This is a genomic window from Pseudomonas sp. Pseusp9 (assembly GCF_059491265.1).
The window spans coordinates 5,921,174-5,938,257 of the sequence record NZ_CP168500.1; the positions used below are offsets into that span (position 1 = coordinate 5,921,174).

Below are 17,084 nucleotides of genomic sequence, written 5' to 3' on the forward strand. Positions count from 1 at the left end.
GTAGTTCTTCGGTGGCTGGGCTGGCCTCATCGCGGGCAAGCCCGCTCCCACAGTGGACAGTATGCATCGATATATCGTCATATTGACCAATAAAATGGCAAAACGACGACACTTTGCGTCTTATTAACGTGTTCTGTGCTCTCTAGAATGGCTGGCATCTTTTCCTATACTCAGATGCGCATTCCGCGTCGGGTCGCCAGCAAGGTCAGCCATGAACAAGAACAATCGCCATCCTGCAGACGGTAAAAAACCAGTCACCATTTTCGGCCCGGACTTTCCCTTCGCCTTCGACGACTGGATCGAGCACCCGGCGGGCCTGGGTAGCATTCCCGAGCACAATCACGGCGCCGAGGTGGCGATTGTCGGCGCCGGTATCGCAGGGCTGGTGGCCGCATACGAACTGATGAAGCTTGGCCTGAAACCGGTGGTCTATGAGGCCTCGAAGCTGGGCGGCCGCCTACGTTCCCAGGCGTTCAACGGCACCGATGGCATTGTCGCGGAGTTGGGTGGCATGCGTTTTCCGGTGTCGTCCACCGCGTTCTATCACTACGTCGACAAGCTGGGTCTCGAGACCAAACCCTTCCCCAACCCGCTGACACCTGCTTCCGGCAGCACCGTCATCGATCTGGAAGGCAAAACCCATTACGCACAGAAACTGGCGGATCTTCCTGCACTCTTTCAGGAAGTGGCTGATGCCTGGGCCGACGCCCTGGAGGCCGGTTCACAATTCTCTGATATCCAGCAAGCAATCCGCGACCGCGACGTGCCGCGCCTCAAGGAGTTGTGGAACACCCTCGTTCCGCTGTGGGACGACCGCACCTTCTACGATTTCGTCGCCACCTCCAAAGCCTTCGCGAAGTTGTCGTTCCATCACCGCGAAGTGTTCGGTCAGGTCGGCTTCGGCACAGGCGGCTGGGACTCCGATTTCCCGAACTCGATGCTAGAAATCTTCCGCGTGGTGATGACCAACTGTGACGATCACCAGCATTTGGTGGTCGGTGGCGTGGAACAAGTCCCGCAAGGCATCTGGCGCCATGTACCGGAACGCTGCGTGCATTGGCCGCAAGGCACCAGTCTCAAGTCGTTGCACAATGGCGCTCCACGCTCCGGGGTGAAGAAAATCGCCCACGCACCGGATGGCCGCTTTGCAGTCACCGACAACAACGGTGACACCCGCGAATACGCCGCAGTGCTGACCACCTGCCAAAGCTGGCTGCTGACCACCCAGATCGAATGCGACGAAACCCTGTTCTCGCAAAAGATGTGGATGGCCCTGGACCGCACCCGCTACATGCAGTCGTCGAAAACCTTCGTGATGGTCGACCGCCCGTTCTGGAAGGACAAGGACCCGGAAACCGGCCGCGACCTGATGAGCATGACCCTCACCGATCGCCTGACCCGCGGCACCTACCTGTTCGACAACGGCGACGACAAGCCGGGGGTGATCTGCCTGTCGTACTCGTGGATGAGCGACGCGCTGAAAATGCTCCCGCACCCTGTGGAAAAACGCGTGAAACTGGCGCTGGACGCACTGAAAAAGATCTACCCGAAAGTCGACATCGCCGCGCGGATCATCGGCGATCCGATTACCGTGTCCTGGGAAGCCGACCCACATTTCCTCGGCGCGTTCAAAGGCGCCCTGCCCGGCCACTACCGCTACAACCAGCGCATGTACGCGCACTTCATGCAGGACGACATGCCGCCCGAGCAGCGCGGGATCTTCATTGCCGGCGACGACGTTTCGTGGACGCCGGCCTGGGTTGAGGGCGCAGTGCAGACCTCGCTCAACGCAGTGTGGGGCATCATGAAGCACTTCGGCGGGGCAACTCACGCCGAGAATCCGGGTCCTGGAGATGTATTCAACGAGATCGGTCCGATCGCCCTGCCCGAGTAAGAGGAATCCGAAATGCGCGTAGCCCTTTACCAATGTCCGCCGCTGCCCCTGGACGTCGCCGGCAACCTGCAACGCTTGCAGCAGCTTGCGCTGGAAGCCAAAGGTGCGGACCTGTTGGTGCTGCCGGAGATGTTCCTGAGCGGCTACAACATCGGCGTCGATGCCGTCAGCGTGCTCGCGGAGGTGTACAACGGTGAGTCGGCGCAGCAGATCGCGCGCATTGCCAAGGCGGCCGGGATCGCCATCTTGTATGGCTACCCGGAGCGCACCGCCGACGGGCAGATCTACAACGCCGTGCAGTTGATCGACGCCAATGGCGAGCGCGTTTGCAACTACCGCAAGACGCACTTGTACGGCGATCTCGATCACTCGATGTTCAGCGCCGGCTTGGACGAGTTTCCTATCGTTGAACTCAACGGCTGGAAGCTCGGTTTCCTGATCTGCTACGACCTGGAATTTCCGGAAAACGCCCGACGCCTGGCCCTGGCCGGTGCCGAGCTGATCCTGGTGCCGACCGCGAACATGATTCCGTTCGATTTCGTCGCCGATGTCACCGTGCGCTCCCGCGCCTTCGAAAACCAATGCTATGTGGCTTACGCCAACTACTGCGGCCATGAAGGCGACATCCACTATTGCGGTCAAAGCAGCATCGCCGCACCGGATGGCAGCCGCATCGCTCAGGCAGGCCTTGATGAAGCATTGATTGTCGGTGAGCTGGATCGGCAGTTGATGCTCGACTCCCGTGCCGCCAATCGTTACCTCCTCGATCGCCGCCCCGAGCTTTACGGCGACTTGAGCAAGCGCTGAGCCACTCTAATCCGCTAGCATTGGCACTTCACTGTTCTGGAAGTGCCCATGCCCGCGCTGACCCCCCTTCGCCCCCACACTGAAACCCTGGCCAACGGCCTGCGGGTGACGCTGCGTCATGCCCCGAACCTGAAGCGCTGCGCAGCAGCATTGCGCGTCGCTGCGGGCAGCCATGATGTGCCACTGGCGTGGCCTGGCCTTGCGCATTTTCTTGAGCACCTGCTGTTCCTGGGGACTGAGCGTTTTCCCGCAGGGCAAGGGTTGATGGCTTACGTCCAGCGTCATGGCGGGCAAGTGAATGCGCGCACCAGCGAACGCACCACGGACTACTTTTTCGAACTGCCGCCCCAAGCGTTTGCCGGTGGGCTGGAGCGCCTGTCAGACATGCTCGCCCATCCGCGTATGAATCCGGACGATCAGATGCGGGAACGGGAAGTGTTGCAGGCGGAATTTGTCGCCTGGTCGCAGGATGCCGCAGCGCAGCAACAGTCTGCTTTGTTCAGCGGACTCGACCAGGCTCATCCATTGCGGGGTTTTCATGCCGGCAATCGTGACAGCCTGCCGCTGCAGCAACCTGAGTTTCAGCAGGCATTGCAGGACGTTTATCAGCGGTTTTACCAGACCGGGCAAATGACCTTGAGCCTGGTCGGGCCACAGAGCTTCGATGAGTTGAAGGCGATGGCTGAAGCCTTTGGTAGCGTCATTGCCAAAGGCGAAACAATCACTCAACAGTCCCCGGCGCCACTGATGGATACCTCGGCCAACAGTTATCAACAGGCTGGCGAGCGGCGCCTGGATCTGCTGTTTGCCCTTGAAGCCCTGCCCGAATTTTCTGCCGAAGCGCTGGCGTTCCTGTGCCACTGGCTGAACATGGCAAAACCCGGCGGCTTGCTGGCAGATCTGCGCGAACACGGGCTGGCCGATCAACTGAAGGCCCAGCCGCTGTACCAGTTCGCCGGTCAGGCCTTGCTGCATATCGAATTCACCTTGCCCGCCGCGTCCCCGGCAACAGGCATCCGCGAACGCCTGATGGACTGGCTAGGCTTCTTTGCCGAACAAGACTGGCGCCCATTGCGCGAAGAGTACCCCACCCTGCTTCAGCGCCAGCAGCAAGTCAGCAGCGCGTTGCAACTGGCCCGGCTGGACAGCGAACAACGTGAAGTCGGGTTATCCGAACAGGGTGTTACAGCTCTCCAGCGGATCCTCAAGCAGATTGGCGCTGTGGATAACTTCAGCGGCCCATGGCAATTGCCGACTCCCAACCCTTTCTTGCGCTGCGAAGCACCGGCACCCAACGCCGGCTTGATTCGCGGCCAGACCAGCGCCCACCGCGGCCTGCGCACCTTTGCCCAGGACCGTTCGCGCAGCCGCCGTGAACGTTCGCCGATGCAATTCAGCCAGGCACTTCCGGACAACACTGTTGAAGGTGCGATTTATTTGCGCTGGCGTCTGGACTCGACTCCCGGCAGCCAGCTTCAATCACGGCTGGAAAACCACCTGCAACCGTTGCGCGAAGATGCGCGTCAGGCCGGTGTGGATTTTGCCTTCAGCGCGTCGGGCAACGAATGGCTGCTGCAACTGAACGGGCTTCAAGAGCCAATGCCCAGCGTCCTGGAGCATGCGCTGAAAGTACTGACACAGCCAGATGCCGCTGTCCCACAGGCCGAATCGACGAGCGCGGCGCTCATACCGATTCGGCAACTGCTCAAGGTATTGCCCGATCTCTGCATTGAGCACACCGCAAACTCGGATGACCTGCAACAGCTCTGGTCGAGTGCACGATGGGATGGGCTGGCCATCGGCTTATCGGCTCAGACTCAAGCGGCCATGGGCCTGGCCTTGAGCCGCGTACCCGGCACGCCGGACAATCAACTGACGCCACCCTCTTCGATCCATTCACAACGTCTGTGGAGTCATATCGATACCGCCTCCAGCGAGCACGCGCTGCTGCTGTTTTGTCCGACAGCCACCCAGGCGATAGCCGACGAAGCCGCGTGGCGATTGCTCGCTCACCTGTTCCAGACGCCGTTCTACCAGCGCCTGCGGGTGGAGTTGCAACTGGGTTATGCAGTGTTCAGCGCCCTGCGGCAGATTCACGGGCAAACCGGGCTGCTGTTCGGTGTGCAATCGCCAGGCGTTGCGCCGATGGAGTTGCTGCAACACATCGAGCAATTCCTGAATCGATTGCCGGACCTGACCCAGGCGCTCGACGACAGCACCTTGAGCGCTCAACGCCAGGCGCTGGCGGATCAATTTTCCAGCGCCGCACTGACCACCGCTCAAGCGAGCGAATTGCTCTGGCAGGGCAAGCTGGCCGGCCGCCCGTCGGAATATCTGACGCAATTACGCCAGGCCATTGTGCAAGTTGACCGGGCCGCTCTTCTGGCTGCAATTCGACGCCTGAATCAGGCCGAGGGCGGCTGGCACTGCCTGGCCAGCGCGACCAGCCCGGGTGATCCATGGCAAGCGGCAAAATGATCATTACCGGGGCTGCAAGGAGCTTTCTCAAAGTTTCACGGGCAATTTCTTTGAAATTTTGAGTAACATAGCAACCTAACTATCTGGAACATCTCTGAACTGAGGTGGACTAAACCTATAGATAGCGCTGCCCCACCTACCTGAAGGAGTTCGATTTATGGCCTGGACCAAACCTGCTTACACCGACCTGCGTATCGGCTTTGAAGTCACCATGTACTTCGCAAGCCGCTAATCTCAGCTTTGGCAGAGATGCAGCACAACGCCTCGGTTATCCGAGGCGTTTTATTTTCAGCGTTGAAATGATGGAGCACCCATGTTTGTCCAGATTCTAGGTTCCGCCGCCGGCGGCGGTTTCCCCCAGTGGAACTGCAACTGCGTGAACTGCGCAGGCTTTCGCGACGGCAGCCTGCGGGCCCAGGCGCGGACGCAATCGTCCATCGCGATTTCCGATGACGGCGTGAACTGGGTGCTGTGCAACACCTCCCCGGACATCCGCGCCCAACTCCAGGGCTTCGCCCCGATGCAGCCGGGCCGGGCCCTGCGCGATACCGGGATCGGCGCGATCATCCTGATGGACAGCCAGATCGACCACACCACCGGCCTGCTCATGCTGCGTGAGGGGTGCCCGCACCAGGTCTGGTGCACCGACATGGTCCACGAAGACCTGAGCAGCGGTTTTCCACTGTTCACCATGCTGACGCACTGGAACGGCGGGCTGAACTGGAACCGCATCGAACTCGATCAAAGCTTCACCGTCCCCGTCTGCCCGAACCTGCGCTTCACCCCGCTGCCTCTGCGCAGCGCCGCGCCACCGTACTCGCCGCACCGCTTCGACCCGCATCCGGGCGACAACATCGGCCTGATCGTCGAAGACCGGGGCACCGGCGGCAAGCTGTTCTATGCGCCGGGGCTGGGCAAGGTCGATGCACCGCTGCTGGAGATCATGGCCGGCAGCGATTGCCTGTTGGTCGACGGCACCTTGTGGGATGACGATGAAATGCAGCGGCGTGGCGTCGGCACCCGCACCGGCCGGGAGATGGGCCATCTGGCGCAAAACGGCCCCGGCGGCATGCTCGAAGTGCTCGAGCAACTGCCGGAACAGCGCAAGGTGCTTATCCACATCAACAACACCAACCCGATTCTCGATGAGGATTCGCCGCAGCGCGCGGAGCTGGAGCGGCGCCAGGTTGAAGTGGCGTATGACGGCATGAGTATTGTGCTGTAGCGGATACCCCCTTCGCGAGCAGGCTCGCTCCCACAGTTGACCGCGTAACTCTGTGGGAGCGAGCCTGCTCGCGAAGGCGTCCACCCAGACACCCAGGATTCCACCGGTTGCACCCGGAGAAAAGCAATGACCGACACCCCGCTGTCCCCCGCCGAATTCGAAGCGGCCCTGCGCGCCAAGGGCGCCTATTACCACATCCATCACCCCTATCACGTGGCGATGTACCAAGGCCGGGCGAGCCGTGAACAGATTCAGGGCTGGGTCGCCAACCGTTTCTACTACCAGGTGAACATCCCCCTGAAGGACGCGGCCATTCTGGCCAATTGCCCGGACCGCGAGATTCGCCGCGAGTGGATTCAGCGCCTGCTCGACCACGACGGTGCGCCCGGTGAAGACGGCGGCATCGAAGCCTGGCTGCACCTGGGCCAGGCCGTGGGCCTCGACCCGGACCAGTTGCGCTCCCAGGAGCTGGTGCTGCCTGGCGTGCGCTTCGCCGTGGACGCCTACGTCAACTTCGCGCGCCGCGCCCGTTGGCAGGAGGCCGCCAGCAGCTCGCTGACCGAACTGTTCGCCCCGCAGATCCACCAGTCGCGCCTGGACAGTTGGCCACAGCATTACCCGTGGATCGATCCGGCCGGCTACGAATATTTCCGCACGCGCCTGGGCCAGGCACGGCGGGATGTCGAGCACGGTCTGGCGATCACCCTGCAGCACTACACGACCCGCGAAGGCCAGGAGCGCATGCTGGACATTCTCCAGTTCAAACTGGACATTCTTTGGAGCATGCTCGATGCCATGAGCATGGCCTACGAACTGAAACGCCCGCCGTATCACAGCGTGACCGGGGAACGGGTCTGGCACAAAGGAATCACCGTATGAGTTTCGATCGCAGCAAGACCCCGACCTGGCGCCCCGGCTACCGCTTCCAGTACGAGCCGGCGCAACAAGGCCACGTGCTGCTGTACCCGGAAGGCATGATCAAGCTCAACGCAAGTGCCGCGCTGATCGGTGGCTTGATTGACGGACAACGGGATGTCGCGGCGATCATCGCCGAACTCGACCAGCAGTTCCCTGGCGTGCCCGAACTGGGTGACGACATCGAGCAATTCATGGAGGTGGCCCGTGCGCAGCACTGGATCGAACTTGCCTGAGGCATCGGTGCAGGTGCCGCCCACACCGGAAGTCGGCCTGCCGCTGTGGCTGCTGGCCGAGCTGACCTATCGTTGTCCGCTGCAATGCCCCTATTGTTCCAATCCGCTGGACTTCGCCGAGCAAGGCCAGGAGCTGAGCACCGCACAATGGATCAAGGTGTTCCGCGAAGCGCGGGAAATGGGCGCGGCGCAACTGGGCTTTTCCGGTGGCGAACCGCTGGTGCGCCAGGACCTCGCCGAACTGATTGCCGAAGCCCGCCAGCTGGGTTTCTACACCAACCTGATCACCTCCGGCATCGGCCTGACCGAGCAGAAAATCAGCGACTTCAAGCAGGCCGGTCTCGATCACATCCAGATCAGTTTCCAGGCCAGCGACGAGCAGGTGAACAACCTGCTGGCCGGATCGAAAAAGGCCTTTGCGCAGAAACTGGCAATGGCCCGGGCGGTGAAGGCCCACGGTTATCCGATGGTGCTGAACTTTGTCACCCATCGGCACAACATCGACCAGATCGACCGCATCATCGAGCTGTGCCTTGCCCTGGAAGCGGACTTTGTCGAGCTCGCCACCTGCCAGTTCTACGGCTGGGCGCAGCTCAATCGCGTCGGGCTGTTGCCGACCCAGGCACAGCTGGTGCGCGCCGAGCGCATCACCAATGAATACCGCGCCAGACTGCAAGCCGAAGGGCATCCGTGCAAGCTGATTTTCGTCACCCCGGACTATTACGAAGAACGCCCGAAAGCCTGCATGAATGGCTGGGGCAGTATTTTTCTGACGGTCACGCCCGACGGCACCGCCCTGCCCTGTCACGGGGCCCGACAGCTGCCGGTGCAGTTTCCCAACGTGCGTGACCACAGCATGCAACACATCTGGTACGACTCGTTCGGCTTCAACCGCTTCCGCGGTTATGCCTGGATGCCCGAACCGTGCCGCTCCTGTGACGAGAAAGAACAAGACTTCGGCGGCTGCCGCTGCCAGGCGTTCATGCTCACCGGCGATGCCAGCAACGCCGACCCGGTGTGCAGCAAGTCGCCCCAACACGGCGTGATCCTCAAGGCTCGCGAAGAAGCCGAACACGCGACCCAGACCATCGACCAACTGGCCTTTCGCAATGAACGAAATTCACGCCTCATCGCCAAAAGCTGAACCTCTCAGCGCTGCCAAAGCCGTCGCGGCCGGTATCGACTTTGCCGAATTGCAGGTCGGTCGACAGGGCCTGTTCTGGAACGAGTACCGCCCCGAAGACGCGGCGTGCCGGATCTGGCATTGGCATGACGGCACAGCGAAATGCCTGACGCCATCGGGCTTCAGCGTGCGCAGTCGTGTGTACGAATATGGCGGTGGAGCGTTTTGTCTGACGGACGACGGTATCGTTTTCGTCAACGAGGCCGACCAGCAGTTGTATCGGCAAACACTGCAAGGCGAAGCGCCCGAAAGGCTGACGTCTGGCGTGTGCCGTTACGGCGATCTGCAATTTGCGCAAGGGCAGGTGCTGGCGGTCGAAGAGCGACGCGATCAACACCGGCTGGTGGCAATCGATCTGCACGATGGCGCACGTCACCTGCTGGCCGAAGGTGCTGACTTCTACGCCGCGCCGACGTTGAGCCCGAATGCCCGGCGTCTGGCCTGGATCGAATGGAACCGCCCGGATCAGCCGTGGACTGCGACCCGCTTGATGGTTGCCGAGCGCCACGCCAATGGCGGGTTTGCCGAGGCGCGTTGCGTGGCGGGCGACGGCGCCCAAGAATCTGTGCAACAACCACGGTTTGATGCCGGCGGTCGCCTGTATTGCCTGACGGACCGCGCGGGTTACTGGCAGCCATGGAGGGAGTCCGAAAAAGGCCTGAGCCCATTGCCAAGTACCGCCGCCGATCATGGCCCCGCGCCCTGGCAACTCGGCGGCTGCACCTGGTTGCCGCTGCGCGAAGAAAGCTATCTGGCCAGCTGGACCGAAGGTGGGTTTGGTCGATTGGGCATAGGCGGCGACTCCAGCGCCGACTTCACCGGCGACTACAGCCGCTTTCGCCATCTCGCCGTGGATGAGCAGTTCATCTATTGCATCGCGGCGTCCCCCATCAGTTCAACCGCTGTCATCGCCATCGACCGCCGGAACCGGCAAGTGAATGTATTGGCCGGCGGCATCGCACCACTTCCTCCCGAACAGATCAGCCGCCCGCAAACCTTGCGCTACCCAAGTGGCTCAGGCGAAGCGCACGGCTTCTTCTACCCGGCGATGACCGGCGAGGCGAAACCGCCACTGGTGGTGTTCATCCATGGCGGCCCGACGTCGGCGTGCTACCCGATGCTCGATCCGCGCATCCAGTACTGGGCCCAGCGGGGCTTCGCCGTGGCTGACCTCAACTATCGCGGCAGTAGCGGTTACGGCCGAGCCTATCGCCAGGCGCTGCACTTGAGTTGGGGCGATGTGGATGTGCAGGACGCCTGCGCCGTGGTCGGTTACCTCAACCAACACGGCCTGATCGACGCCGACAAGTCTTTCATCCGCGGCGGCAGCGCCGGTGGCTACACCACCCTTTGCGCCTTGGCCTTTCACAACGTGTTCCGCGCCGGCGCCAGTCTGTATGGGGTCAGCGATCCGGTGGCGCTGGGGCGCGCGACCCACAAATTCGAAAGTGACTACCTGGACTGGCTGATCGGCGATCCGCAGCTGGATGCCGAACGCTACGCGGCCCGCACACCGCTGCTGCATGCGAGCAACATCCGCGTGCCAATGATCTTCTTTCAGGGAGAACTGGATGCCGTGGTCGTCCCGCAACAGACCCGCGACATGGTCACGGCGCTGCAGGACAACGGCGTCCTGGTCGAAGCGCATTACTACGCGGACGAACGCCATGGCTTTCGCAAGGCCGGGAACCAGGCCCATGCGCTGGAACAGGAGTGGCTGTTTTATCGAAGGGTGATGGAGTTGACGAACTGACATTGGCGCCACATACAGGAGTTGTGGCGCGCCCTTCGCGAGCAGGCTCACTTCATTGAATTTCGCAGACAAAAAAACGCCCCACGCCAAAAGAGTCAGGCGTGAGGCGTGCGTTTTACCGCGAGACGGTTCTGGAAATTGATTGGGTGCGCCTGATCAGACGGCAATCCCTTTGCGGCACTGCAATTGCGCAGTGCGCACGCGAGAGAAGGCGCGCGCCAGGCGCAGGAGCATTTCATCGATGTTGGCGTTGCTGACATTCAACGCCGGGGTAAAGCGCAGGCAGTCGGGTTGCGGGGCATTGAGCAGCAAGCCTTCGTATAGCGCGGCCTTGACCACCGCTCCGGCGCAATCGTCCGACAGCGTCAGCCCCCAAAGCAGCCCCTGTCCGCGCAACTCGCCATGACCATAACGGTGGGCCAGACGCCCCAAACCTTCACGCAGATATTGACCGGTTTGCGTGACGTGCTTGAGAAAAGCCTTGTCCTGCACCGTAGCGAGTACCGAAAGCCCCGCGGCGGTCATCAATGCATTACCGTGATGAGTACCCGTCACTTCGCCAATGTCGAAACAGCAAGCCTTGCCCCGCGCCAGCAACGCGGCCAAGGGCACGCCGCCGCCCAACCCTTTGCCGAGCACGACGATATCCGCCGTTACGCCGCAGGACTGCTCAGCGAGCAAGGTGCCGCAACGGCCGATGCCGGTTTGCACCTCGTCGAATATCAGCAGAATGCCAAGTTCACGGCACAGGCGTTCGACACCCTTGAGGTAATGCGCGCTGGCCGGGATCACGCCGGCTTCGCTCTGGATCGGCTCGAGCATGATCGCTACGGTCCGCTCATCCACGGCTGCATGCAATGCTGGAAGGTCATTGAACGGGACATGGCTGAAACCCGGCAGTTGCGGCTCGAATCGGTTGATCAATGTCGAACTGTCCGACGCCGAAATCGTCGCCAGGCTCCGGCCATGGCAACCATTGTTGGCCACAATGATTCGCGAAGCACCGCCGCGATGCAGTTGGCCCCATTTACGCGCCAGTTTGATCGCCGCCTCACAGGCCTCGCTACCGGTATTGAGCAGATAAGCCTGATCACTGCCGGTGCTGGCACACAGATGTTCGGCGAGGCTGAGCATGCCGCGGTTATGCAGGCCGAAGCCCGGATTGATCAGCGATTGAGCCTGGGCAGTGATTGCGTTGACCAGTACCGAAGGGCTGTGGCCAAGGCTGTTGGCCCCGCCACCTTGGGAAAAATCCAGATACGCACGGTCATCGCTGTCCCACAACCATGAACCCTGACCACGCACAAACACCTGTTTCGGCCGCTCGACACTGGGCATCAAGTACTCGCTGGAAAGGTTATCGCCTTGGGATGGCAGGGAGGCGTCCAGGACCAGATCATCAAGACTGGGAGGACTGCGACGCAGACTGAACAGATTCATCTGAAAAAACCTCTTTTGAGGTTTTTTGCCTTACCTATGTAAACACCATCGAAGCAAACGGTATTCATCGTGTTCTGTGGCCCTGTAAGCCCCGTAAATGCGGTTAGACTAGGCTCAGACGAGGTGTTCAGCCATTTCGATTTCTCAGCATTTTCAATAAGTAATACTTATGGATTTCAAACAACTGCGTTATTTCGTCGCGGTCTATGAAGAAGGCCACGTAGGCCGGGCCGCCGAGCGCCTGTCGATCTCCCAGCCGGCACTGTCCCAGCAAATCCGCCAGCTGGAACAAAACCTCGATGTGAGCCTGTTCGAGCGCAGCAGCAAACGCCTGTTGCCGACGCTCGCGGCCCACACGCTATACAACCACGCCCTGCCTTTGCTCGATGGCCTGCAACGGGCGCGGGAAGCGCTCGGTAACTTCAAGGGTCAGGCGCTGCGCACCTTGGCCATCGGTGTATTGCAGACCGTGCACACCAGCCTCGTTCCGCAGATGCTCGAACGAGTGCGCAAGGCGCAGCCGCATCTGGTGGTGCAGATCTATGAACTCACCGGCCTGGAGATCGAGCGGCGGCTGCTCAACGGTTCCCTGGACATCGGCATCAGCTACCTGCCGCCCCGCCAACCGGGTTTGCATGGCGTAATGCTGTACGAAGATGAACTGACCCTGGTCATCCCGGCAGAGCATCCGCTGCGTGAATTCAAGAAAGTGTCCATGAGTCAGGCCGCCGAACTGCCGATGTTGCTGCTGGGTGAGGAGTTTCAGATAAGGCAGATCTGGCAGGCACAACTGGCAAGCCTCGGACGTCGCCCTCAGGTGCAAGCCGAACTGAACAACATGGCCGGCATCCTCGACAGCCTGCCGCACACGCGCCTGGCGACGGTACTGCCCGGGCGCTCGCAAAAGACCCATGGCAACCACGAACTGCTGTGGAAACCCCTGAGCGAACCGCGAGTGCCACTGAAAGTCGGTTTGGTGTGTCGGGATGTGCAGCGGCAGCAGACCTCGCTGGCATTGCTGAGGACATTGCTGGAAGAGGTGATAAATGGCCCGGATGTGCGCATGAACAGCGCGCAGGCCCTGGATGGGCTGAGCTAGAAACTTTTCTCTGGGCAAAAGAAAACCCCGCCGAAGCGGGGCTTTGCAGACTGTTTCCCTGACATCCATTTCACTCCGCCATCCTGGCAGAATCCTACGTGTCCCTGTTGTTGCTTTGCGCTTCCTGCGCTACGTCCATGTGAAGTAGATTAGCTGTGGATCCAATTTGCTTCTATGGGAGAACAGCAGCACGTCATGTAAGAGAATGCTTACATAACGTTACTTCATCAGAATTGTCCTGCATCCAGCAGGAACAACGATTCGCTACCGGCCTTCACCGACGCGCTCAACGAATGAATGCGCGGCAACAGGCGGGCAAAATAGAACCGCGCGGTGCCCAGTTTGCTGGCGTAGAAATCGTCTTGCGCCTCCTTGCCGAGAGCTGCCTTGGCCATCAGGGCCCACATGTAGGCGTAGGCCACGTAACCGAACACCTGCAGATACTCGACCGACGCCGCGCCGATTTCGTTCGGGTTGGTTTTGGCCCGATCCAGCAACCAGGCGGTCAGTTCATCGAGAGTGGTCACAGCGTCGTTCAGCGGCTTGGTAAATTCGACGAGGTCTGCGCTGGCGGTCGCCGTGAAGTGGCGAATCTCGTCGGCGAACAGGTTGTAGAACGCCCCGCCGCTGCCAACGATCTTGCGCCCGACCAGGTCCAGTGCCTGGATGCCGTTGGTGCCTTCGTAGATCTGGGTGATGCGCACGTCGCGCACCAGTTGCTCCTGGCCCCATTCACGGATGTAACCGTGGCCGCCGAAGATCTGTTGGCCGTGTACCGTGGTTTCCAGGCCGAGGTCGGTCAGGAACGCCTTGGCTACCGGGGTCAGCAACGCCACCAGGTCTTCCGCACGCTTGCGGGTGGCGGCATCTTCGCTGAACTTGGCGGTGTCCAGTTGCATCGCCACGTAGGTGGAGAACGCACGACCACCTTCGTTCGAGGCTTTCATGGTCAGTAGCATGCGACGCACGTCCGGGTGGACGATGATCGGGTCAGCCACTTTGTCCTTGTTCTGTGCGCCGGTTGGTGCACGACTTTGCAGGCGATCACGCGCGTATTCCACGGCGTTCTGGTACGAGCGCTCGCCAGTGGCCAGGCCCTGGATACCCACGCCCAGTCGCTCGTAGTTCATCATGGTGAACATCGCGGCCAGGCCTTTGTTCGGCTCGCCAACCAGGTAACCCACGGCCTCATCGAAGTTCATCACGCAGGTGGCGGACGCCTGGATGCCCATCTTGTGTTCGATTGAACCGCAGTTCGCCGGGTTGCGCGCGCCCAGGCTGCCATCGGCATTGACCATGAACTTGGGCACCAGGAACAGCGAAATGCCTTTCGGACCCGCCGGTGCATCCGGCAGTTTGGCCAGCACCAGGTGGATAATGTTTTCGGTCAGGTCGTGCTCGCCACCGGTGATGAAGATCTTGGTGCCGCTGACTTTGTAGGAACCGTCGGCCTGAGGTTCGGCCTTGGTGCGAATGATCCCCAGGTCTGTACCGGCGTGTGGCTCGGTCAGGCACATGGATCCGGCCCAGATGCCGGCATACATGTTCGGCAGGTACGCGGCTTTCAGCTCTTCGCTGGCGTGGGCGTTGATCGACAGGCACGCGCCGGCGGTCAGCATCGGGTACAGACCGAACGACAGGCTGGCGGAGTTGACCATTTCTTCGACCTGGGCCGAAACGGCCTTGGGCATGCCCATGCCGCCGTAGGCCGGATCGCCACCGACGCCGACCCAGCCGCCTTCGGCGTAGGTCTGATAGGCCTGCGGGAAACCTGCCGGCGTGGTGACGGCACCGTCCGCCCAATGGCAACCTTCTTCGTCAGCGGCACGGCTCAGCGGTGCGATGCTTTTGCTGGTGACTTTGCCGGCTTCTTCCAGGATGGCTTCGACCGTTTCTGCATCGACGGTCTCGGCCAGTGCAGGCAGCTCGGCCCAGAGTTTGGCGACCTCGAAAACTTCATTGAGGACGAAGCGCATATCGCGCAGGGGCGCTTTGTAGTCAGCCATGGCAAACCTCGCAAGATCTATACAGGTGATTCACAGGAATGGTGCTTTGGATGTGTCCGAGTGTAACTCATCAACTTTTGCGACACATAGGGTCAGCACATGACCGATTTGTTATTTTTAGTCATCGGATTTTGCAGTGTAGGAGCGAGCTTGCTCGCGAAAAACCCGAAGACGCCGCGGGCATCTGGTTTTACGCGTTTTCGTTGGCGACCATCGCGAGCAGAGCTCGCTCCTACAGGGGGGATGTCAGAGCGCAAACAGCTCCGCTGGCAGTTGCATCAGGCAATCGCTACCCGCTTCGATGGCCGCCCGATGAGCGGCTGTGCGTGGCAACAGACGCTTGAAGTAAAACTCGCTGGTCGCCAGTTTGCCCCGGCAGAAGTCGCCGTCGCCGCTGCCAGCATCGAGCTGCGCCTGAGCCACCAGCGCCATGCGCAACCACAGGTAGCCGAGGATGATGTAACCGCTGTACATCAGGTAATCCACCGACGCGGCACCGACTTCGTCAGGGTTTTTCATCGCCGCCATGCCGACCCTGGTCGTCAACTCGCCCCACTGCTGGTTCAGTTGATCAAGCTGCGCCACATACCCGGCCAGTTGTGGATGCCCGGCATTCGCCACACAGAACTTATGGACGATTTTGGTGAAGCCGCGCAGCAGCTTGCCCTGGCTGCCGAGTACCTTGCGCCCGAGCAAGTCCAACGCCTGAATGCCGTTGGTACCCTCATAGATCGGCGCGATCCGGCAGTCGCGGACCAACTGCTCCATACCCCATTCGCGAATGAAGCCGTGGCCGCCAAACACCTGCATACCGTGGTTGGTCACCTCCAGCCCGGTGTCGGTCATGAACGCTTTGCAGATCGGCGTAAGGAACGCCAGCAGGTCTTCGGCATCCTGACGCGCCGTTTCATCCGGACTCAGGTGTGCAACATCGAGCAACTGCGCCGTGAAGTAGGTCAGCGCGCGATTGCCTTCGTTGAAGGCTTTCATCGTCAGCAACATCCGGCGCACATCAGGGTGCACGATGATCGGGTCGGCAGCTTTTTCCGGCGCTTTCGGGCCGGTCAGCGAGCGCATCTGCAATCGCTCGTTGGCGTACTTGATCGCACCCTGGAAGCTCGCCTCACCCAGACACAGCCCTTGCATGCCGGTGCCCAGCCGCGCGTGGTTCATCATGGTGAACATACAGTTCAGGCCCTTGTTCGCCTCACCGATCAGGAAACCCTTGGCCTCGTCGAAATTCAGCACGCAGGTGGCCGAGGCCTTGATGCCCATCTTGTGCTCGATCGAGCCGCAGGACACAGCGTTGCGCTCACCCGCTTCACCCGTCGAGTCGGGCAGGAACTTGGGTACGATGAACAGCGAAATGCCCTTGGTCCCGGCCGGTGCATCCGGCAACTTGGCCAAGACCAGATGAATGATGTTGTCGCTCATGTCGTGCTCACCGGCAGAGATGAAAATCTTGCTGCCGGAGATCGCGTAACTGCCATCGGCCGCAGGCACGGCTCGAGTCTTGATGATGCCCAGGTCGGTGCCGCAATGGGCTTCGGTCAGGCACATGGTGCCAGTCCATTGGCCAGCGGTGAGCTTCTTCAAATAGGTCTGCTTCTGCTCCTCGGTGCCATGGGCGTGGATTGCCGACATCGCACCGTGGGTCAGGCCGGGGTACATGCCCCATGAGGTGTTGCTGGAAGCCACCATTTCGCTGATGACCAACCCCAGCGAGCTGGGCAAACCCTGGCCGCCGTACGCTGGATCGGCTGCCAGGCCATGCCAGCCACCTTCCACATACTGTGCGAAAGCCTGTTTGAAGCCTGCAGGCGTGGTGACTACACCATTGTCGAAATGACAGCCTTCTTCATCGCCGCTGCGGTTGAGCGGCGACAGCACGTTTTCGCAGAACTTCGCGCCTTCTTCGAGGATCGCATTGACCATGTCCGGGCTGGCATCGGTGGCCCCCAGCGCAACGTAGTTACCGTGAAAGTCGAAGACGTGGTCGATCAGAAAGCGCATGTCGCGCAAAGGTGCTTTGTACTCGGGCATGGTCA

The 17,084-nt window shown here is 60.9% G+C and carries 13 protein-coding genes; 10 read left to right on the plus strand and 3 right to left on the minus strand.

Annotated elements, in window-relative coordinates; all coding sequences use genetic code 11:
* Positions 1 to 211: 211 nt before the first annotated feature.
* The 9 genes from ACEN8E_RS27075 to ACEN8E_RS27115 all read left to right on the plus strand — a co-directional run bounded on the left by ACEN8E_RS27075 (position 212) and on the right by ACEN8E_RS27115 (position 10,491).
* Positions 212 to 1,894: a flavin monoamine oxidase family protein gene (locus tag ACEN8E_RS27075; protein WP_495590509.1), complete on the plus strand. Its 1,683-nt coding sequence runs from the start codon at positions 212 to 214 to the stop codon at positions 1,892 to 1,894.
* Between the two features lie 12 nt (positions 1,895 to 1,906).
* The gene (locus ACEN8E_RS27080; RefSeq protein WP_495590510.1) at positions 1,907 to 2,701 is read left to right on the plus strand and encodes a carbon-nitrogen hydrolase family protein; all 795 of its coding nucleotides are present in this window, start codon (positions 1,907 to 1,909) and stop codon (positions 2,699 to 2,701) included.
* A gap of 48 nt (positions 2,702 to 2,749) precedes the next feature.
* Entirely contained in the window at positions 2,750 to 5,179 is a 2,430-nt protein-coding gene (gene pqqF / locus ACEN8E_RS27085) for a pyrroloquinoline quinone biosynthesis protein PqqF (protein WP_495590511.1), read from the plus strand.
* 157 nt (positions 5,180 to 5,336) lie between these two features.
* Positions 5,337 to 5,411, plus strand: a complete 75-nt coding sequence (gene pqqA / locus ACEN8E_RS27090; RefSeq protein WP_003444522.1) for a pyrroloquinoline quinone precursor peptide PqqA — start codon at positions 5,337 to 5,339, stop codon at positions 5,409 to 5,411.
* A gap of 81 nt (positions 5,412 to 5,492) precedes the next feature.
* Positions 5,493 to 6,404 (plus strand): pyrroloquinoline quinone biosynthesis protein PqqB, encoded by a 912-nt coding sequence (gene pqqB / locus ACEN8E_RS27095; protein WP_495590512.1) that lies wholly within the window; start codon positions 5,493 to 5,495, stop codon positions 6,402 to 6,404.
* Between the two features lie 126 nt (positions 6,405 to 6,530).
* Complete coding sequence (pqqC, locus tag ACEN8E_RS27100) at positions 6,531 to 7,283, plus strand: pyrroloquinoline-quinone synthase PqqC (RefSeq protein WP_495589223.1); 753 nt, start codon at positions 6,531 to 6,533, stop codon at positions 7,281 to 7,283.
* On the plus strand, positions 7,280 to 7,555 hold the full coding sequence (gene pqqD / locus ACEN8E_RS27105; RefSeq protein WP_495590513.1) for a pyrroloquinoline quinone biosynthesis peptide chaperone PqqD: 276 nt from the start codon (positions 7,280 to 7,282) through the stop codon (positions 7,553 to 7,555). The genes pqqC and pqqD overlap by 4 nt, the downstream gene beginning before the upstream one ends.
* A complete protein-coding gene (gene pqqE / locus ACEN8E_RS27110; protein ID WP_495590514.1) occupies positions 7,527 to 8,699 on the plus strand; it encodes a pyrroloquinoline quinone biosynthesis protein PqqE in 1,173 nt (390 codons plus the stop codon). Before pqqD ends, pqqE begins: the two co-directional genes overlap by 29 nt.
* Complete coding sequence (locus tag ACEN8E_RS27115; protein WP_495590515.1) at positions 8,665 to 10,491, plus strand: S9 family peptidase; 1,827 nt, start codon at positions 8,665 to 8,667, stop codon at positions 10,489 to 10,491. Before pqqE ends, ACEN8E_RS27115 begins: the two co-directional genes overlap by 35 nt.
* Positions 10,492 to 10,647: 156 nt before the next feature.
* On the opposite strand, the gene ACEN8E_RS27120 is transcribed toward ACEN8E_RS27115, so the two are convergent.
* Positions 10,648 to 11,931: an aspartate aminotransferase family protein gene (locus tag ACEN8E_RS27120; protein WP_495590516.1), complete on the minus strand. Its 1,284-nt coding sequence runs from the start codon at positions 11,929 to 11,931 to the stop codon at positions 10,648 to 10,650.
* Between the two features lie 169 nt (positions 11,932 to 12,100).
* Here ACEN8E_RS27120 and ACEN8E_RS27125 point away from each other — a divergent pair, with 169 nt between their 5' ends.
* Positions 12,101 to 13,030 carry a LysR family transcriptional regulator gene (locus ACEN8E_RS27125; protein WP_495590517.1) on the plus strand — a complete coding sequence of 310 codons (930 nt, stop codon included), beginning with the start codon at positions 12,101 to 12,103 and terminating at the stop codon, positions 13,028 to 13,030.
* A 227-nt stretch (positions 13,031 to 13,257) separates the two neighbouring features.
* On the opposite strand, the gene ACEN8E_RS27130 is transcribed toward ACEN8E_RS27125, so the two are convergent.
* Positions 13,258 to 15,036: an acyl-CoA dehydrogenase C-terminal domain-containing protein gene (locus ACEN8E_RS27130; RefSeq protein WP_495590518.1), complete on the minus strand. Its 1,779-nt coding sequence runs from the start codon at positions 15,034 to 15,036 to the stop codon at positions 13,258 to 13,260.
* A 246-nt stretch (positions 15,037 to 15,282) separates the two neighbouring features.
* Positions 15,283 to 17,079 carry an acyl-CoA dehydrogenase C-terminal domain-containing protein gene (locus tag ACEN8E_RS27135; protein WP_495590519.1) on the minus strand — a complete coding sequence of 599 codons (1,797 nt, stop codon included), beginning with the start codon at positions 17,077 to 17,079 and terminating at the stop codon, positions 15,283 to 15,285.
* Positions 17,080 to 17,084 lie beyond the last annotated feature (5 nt).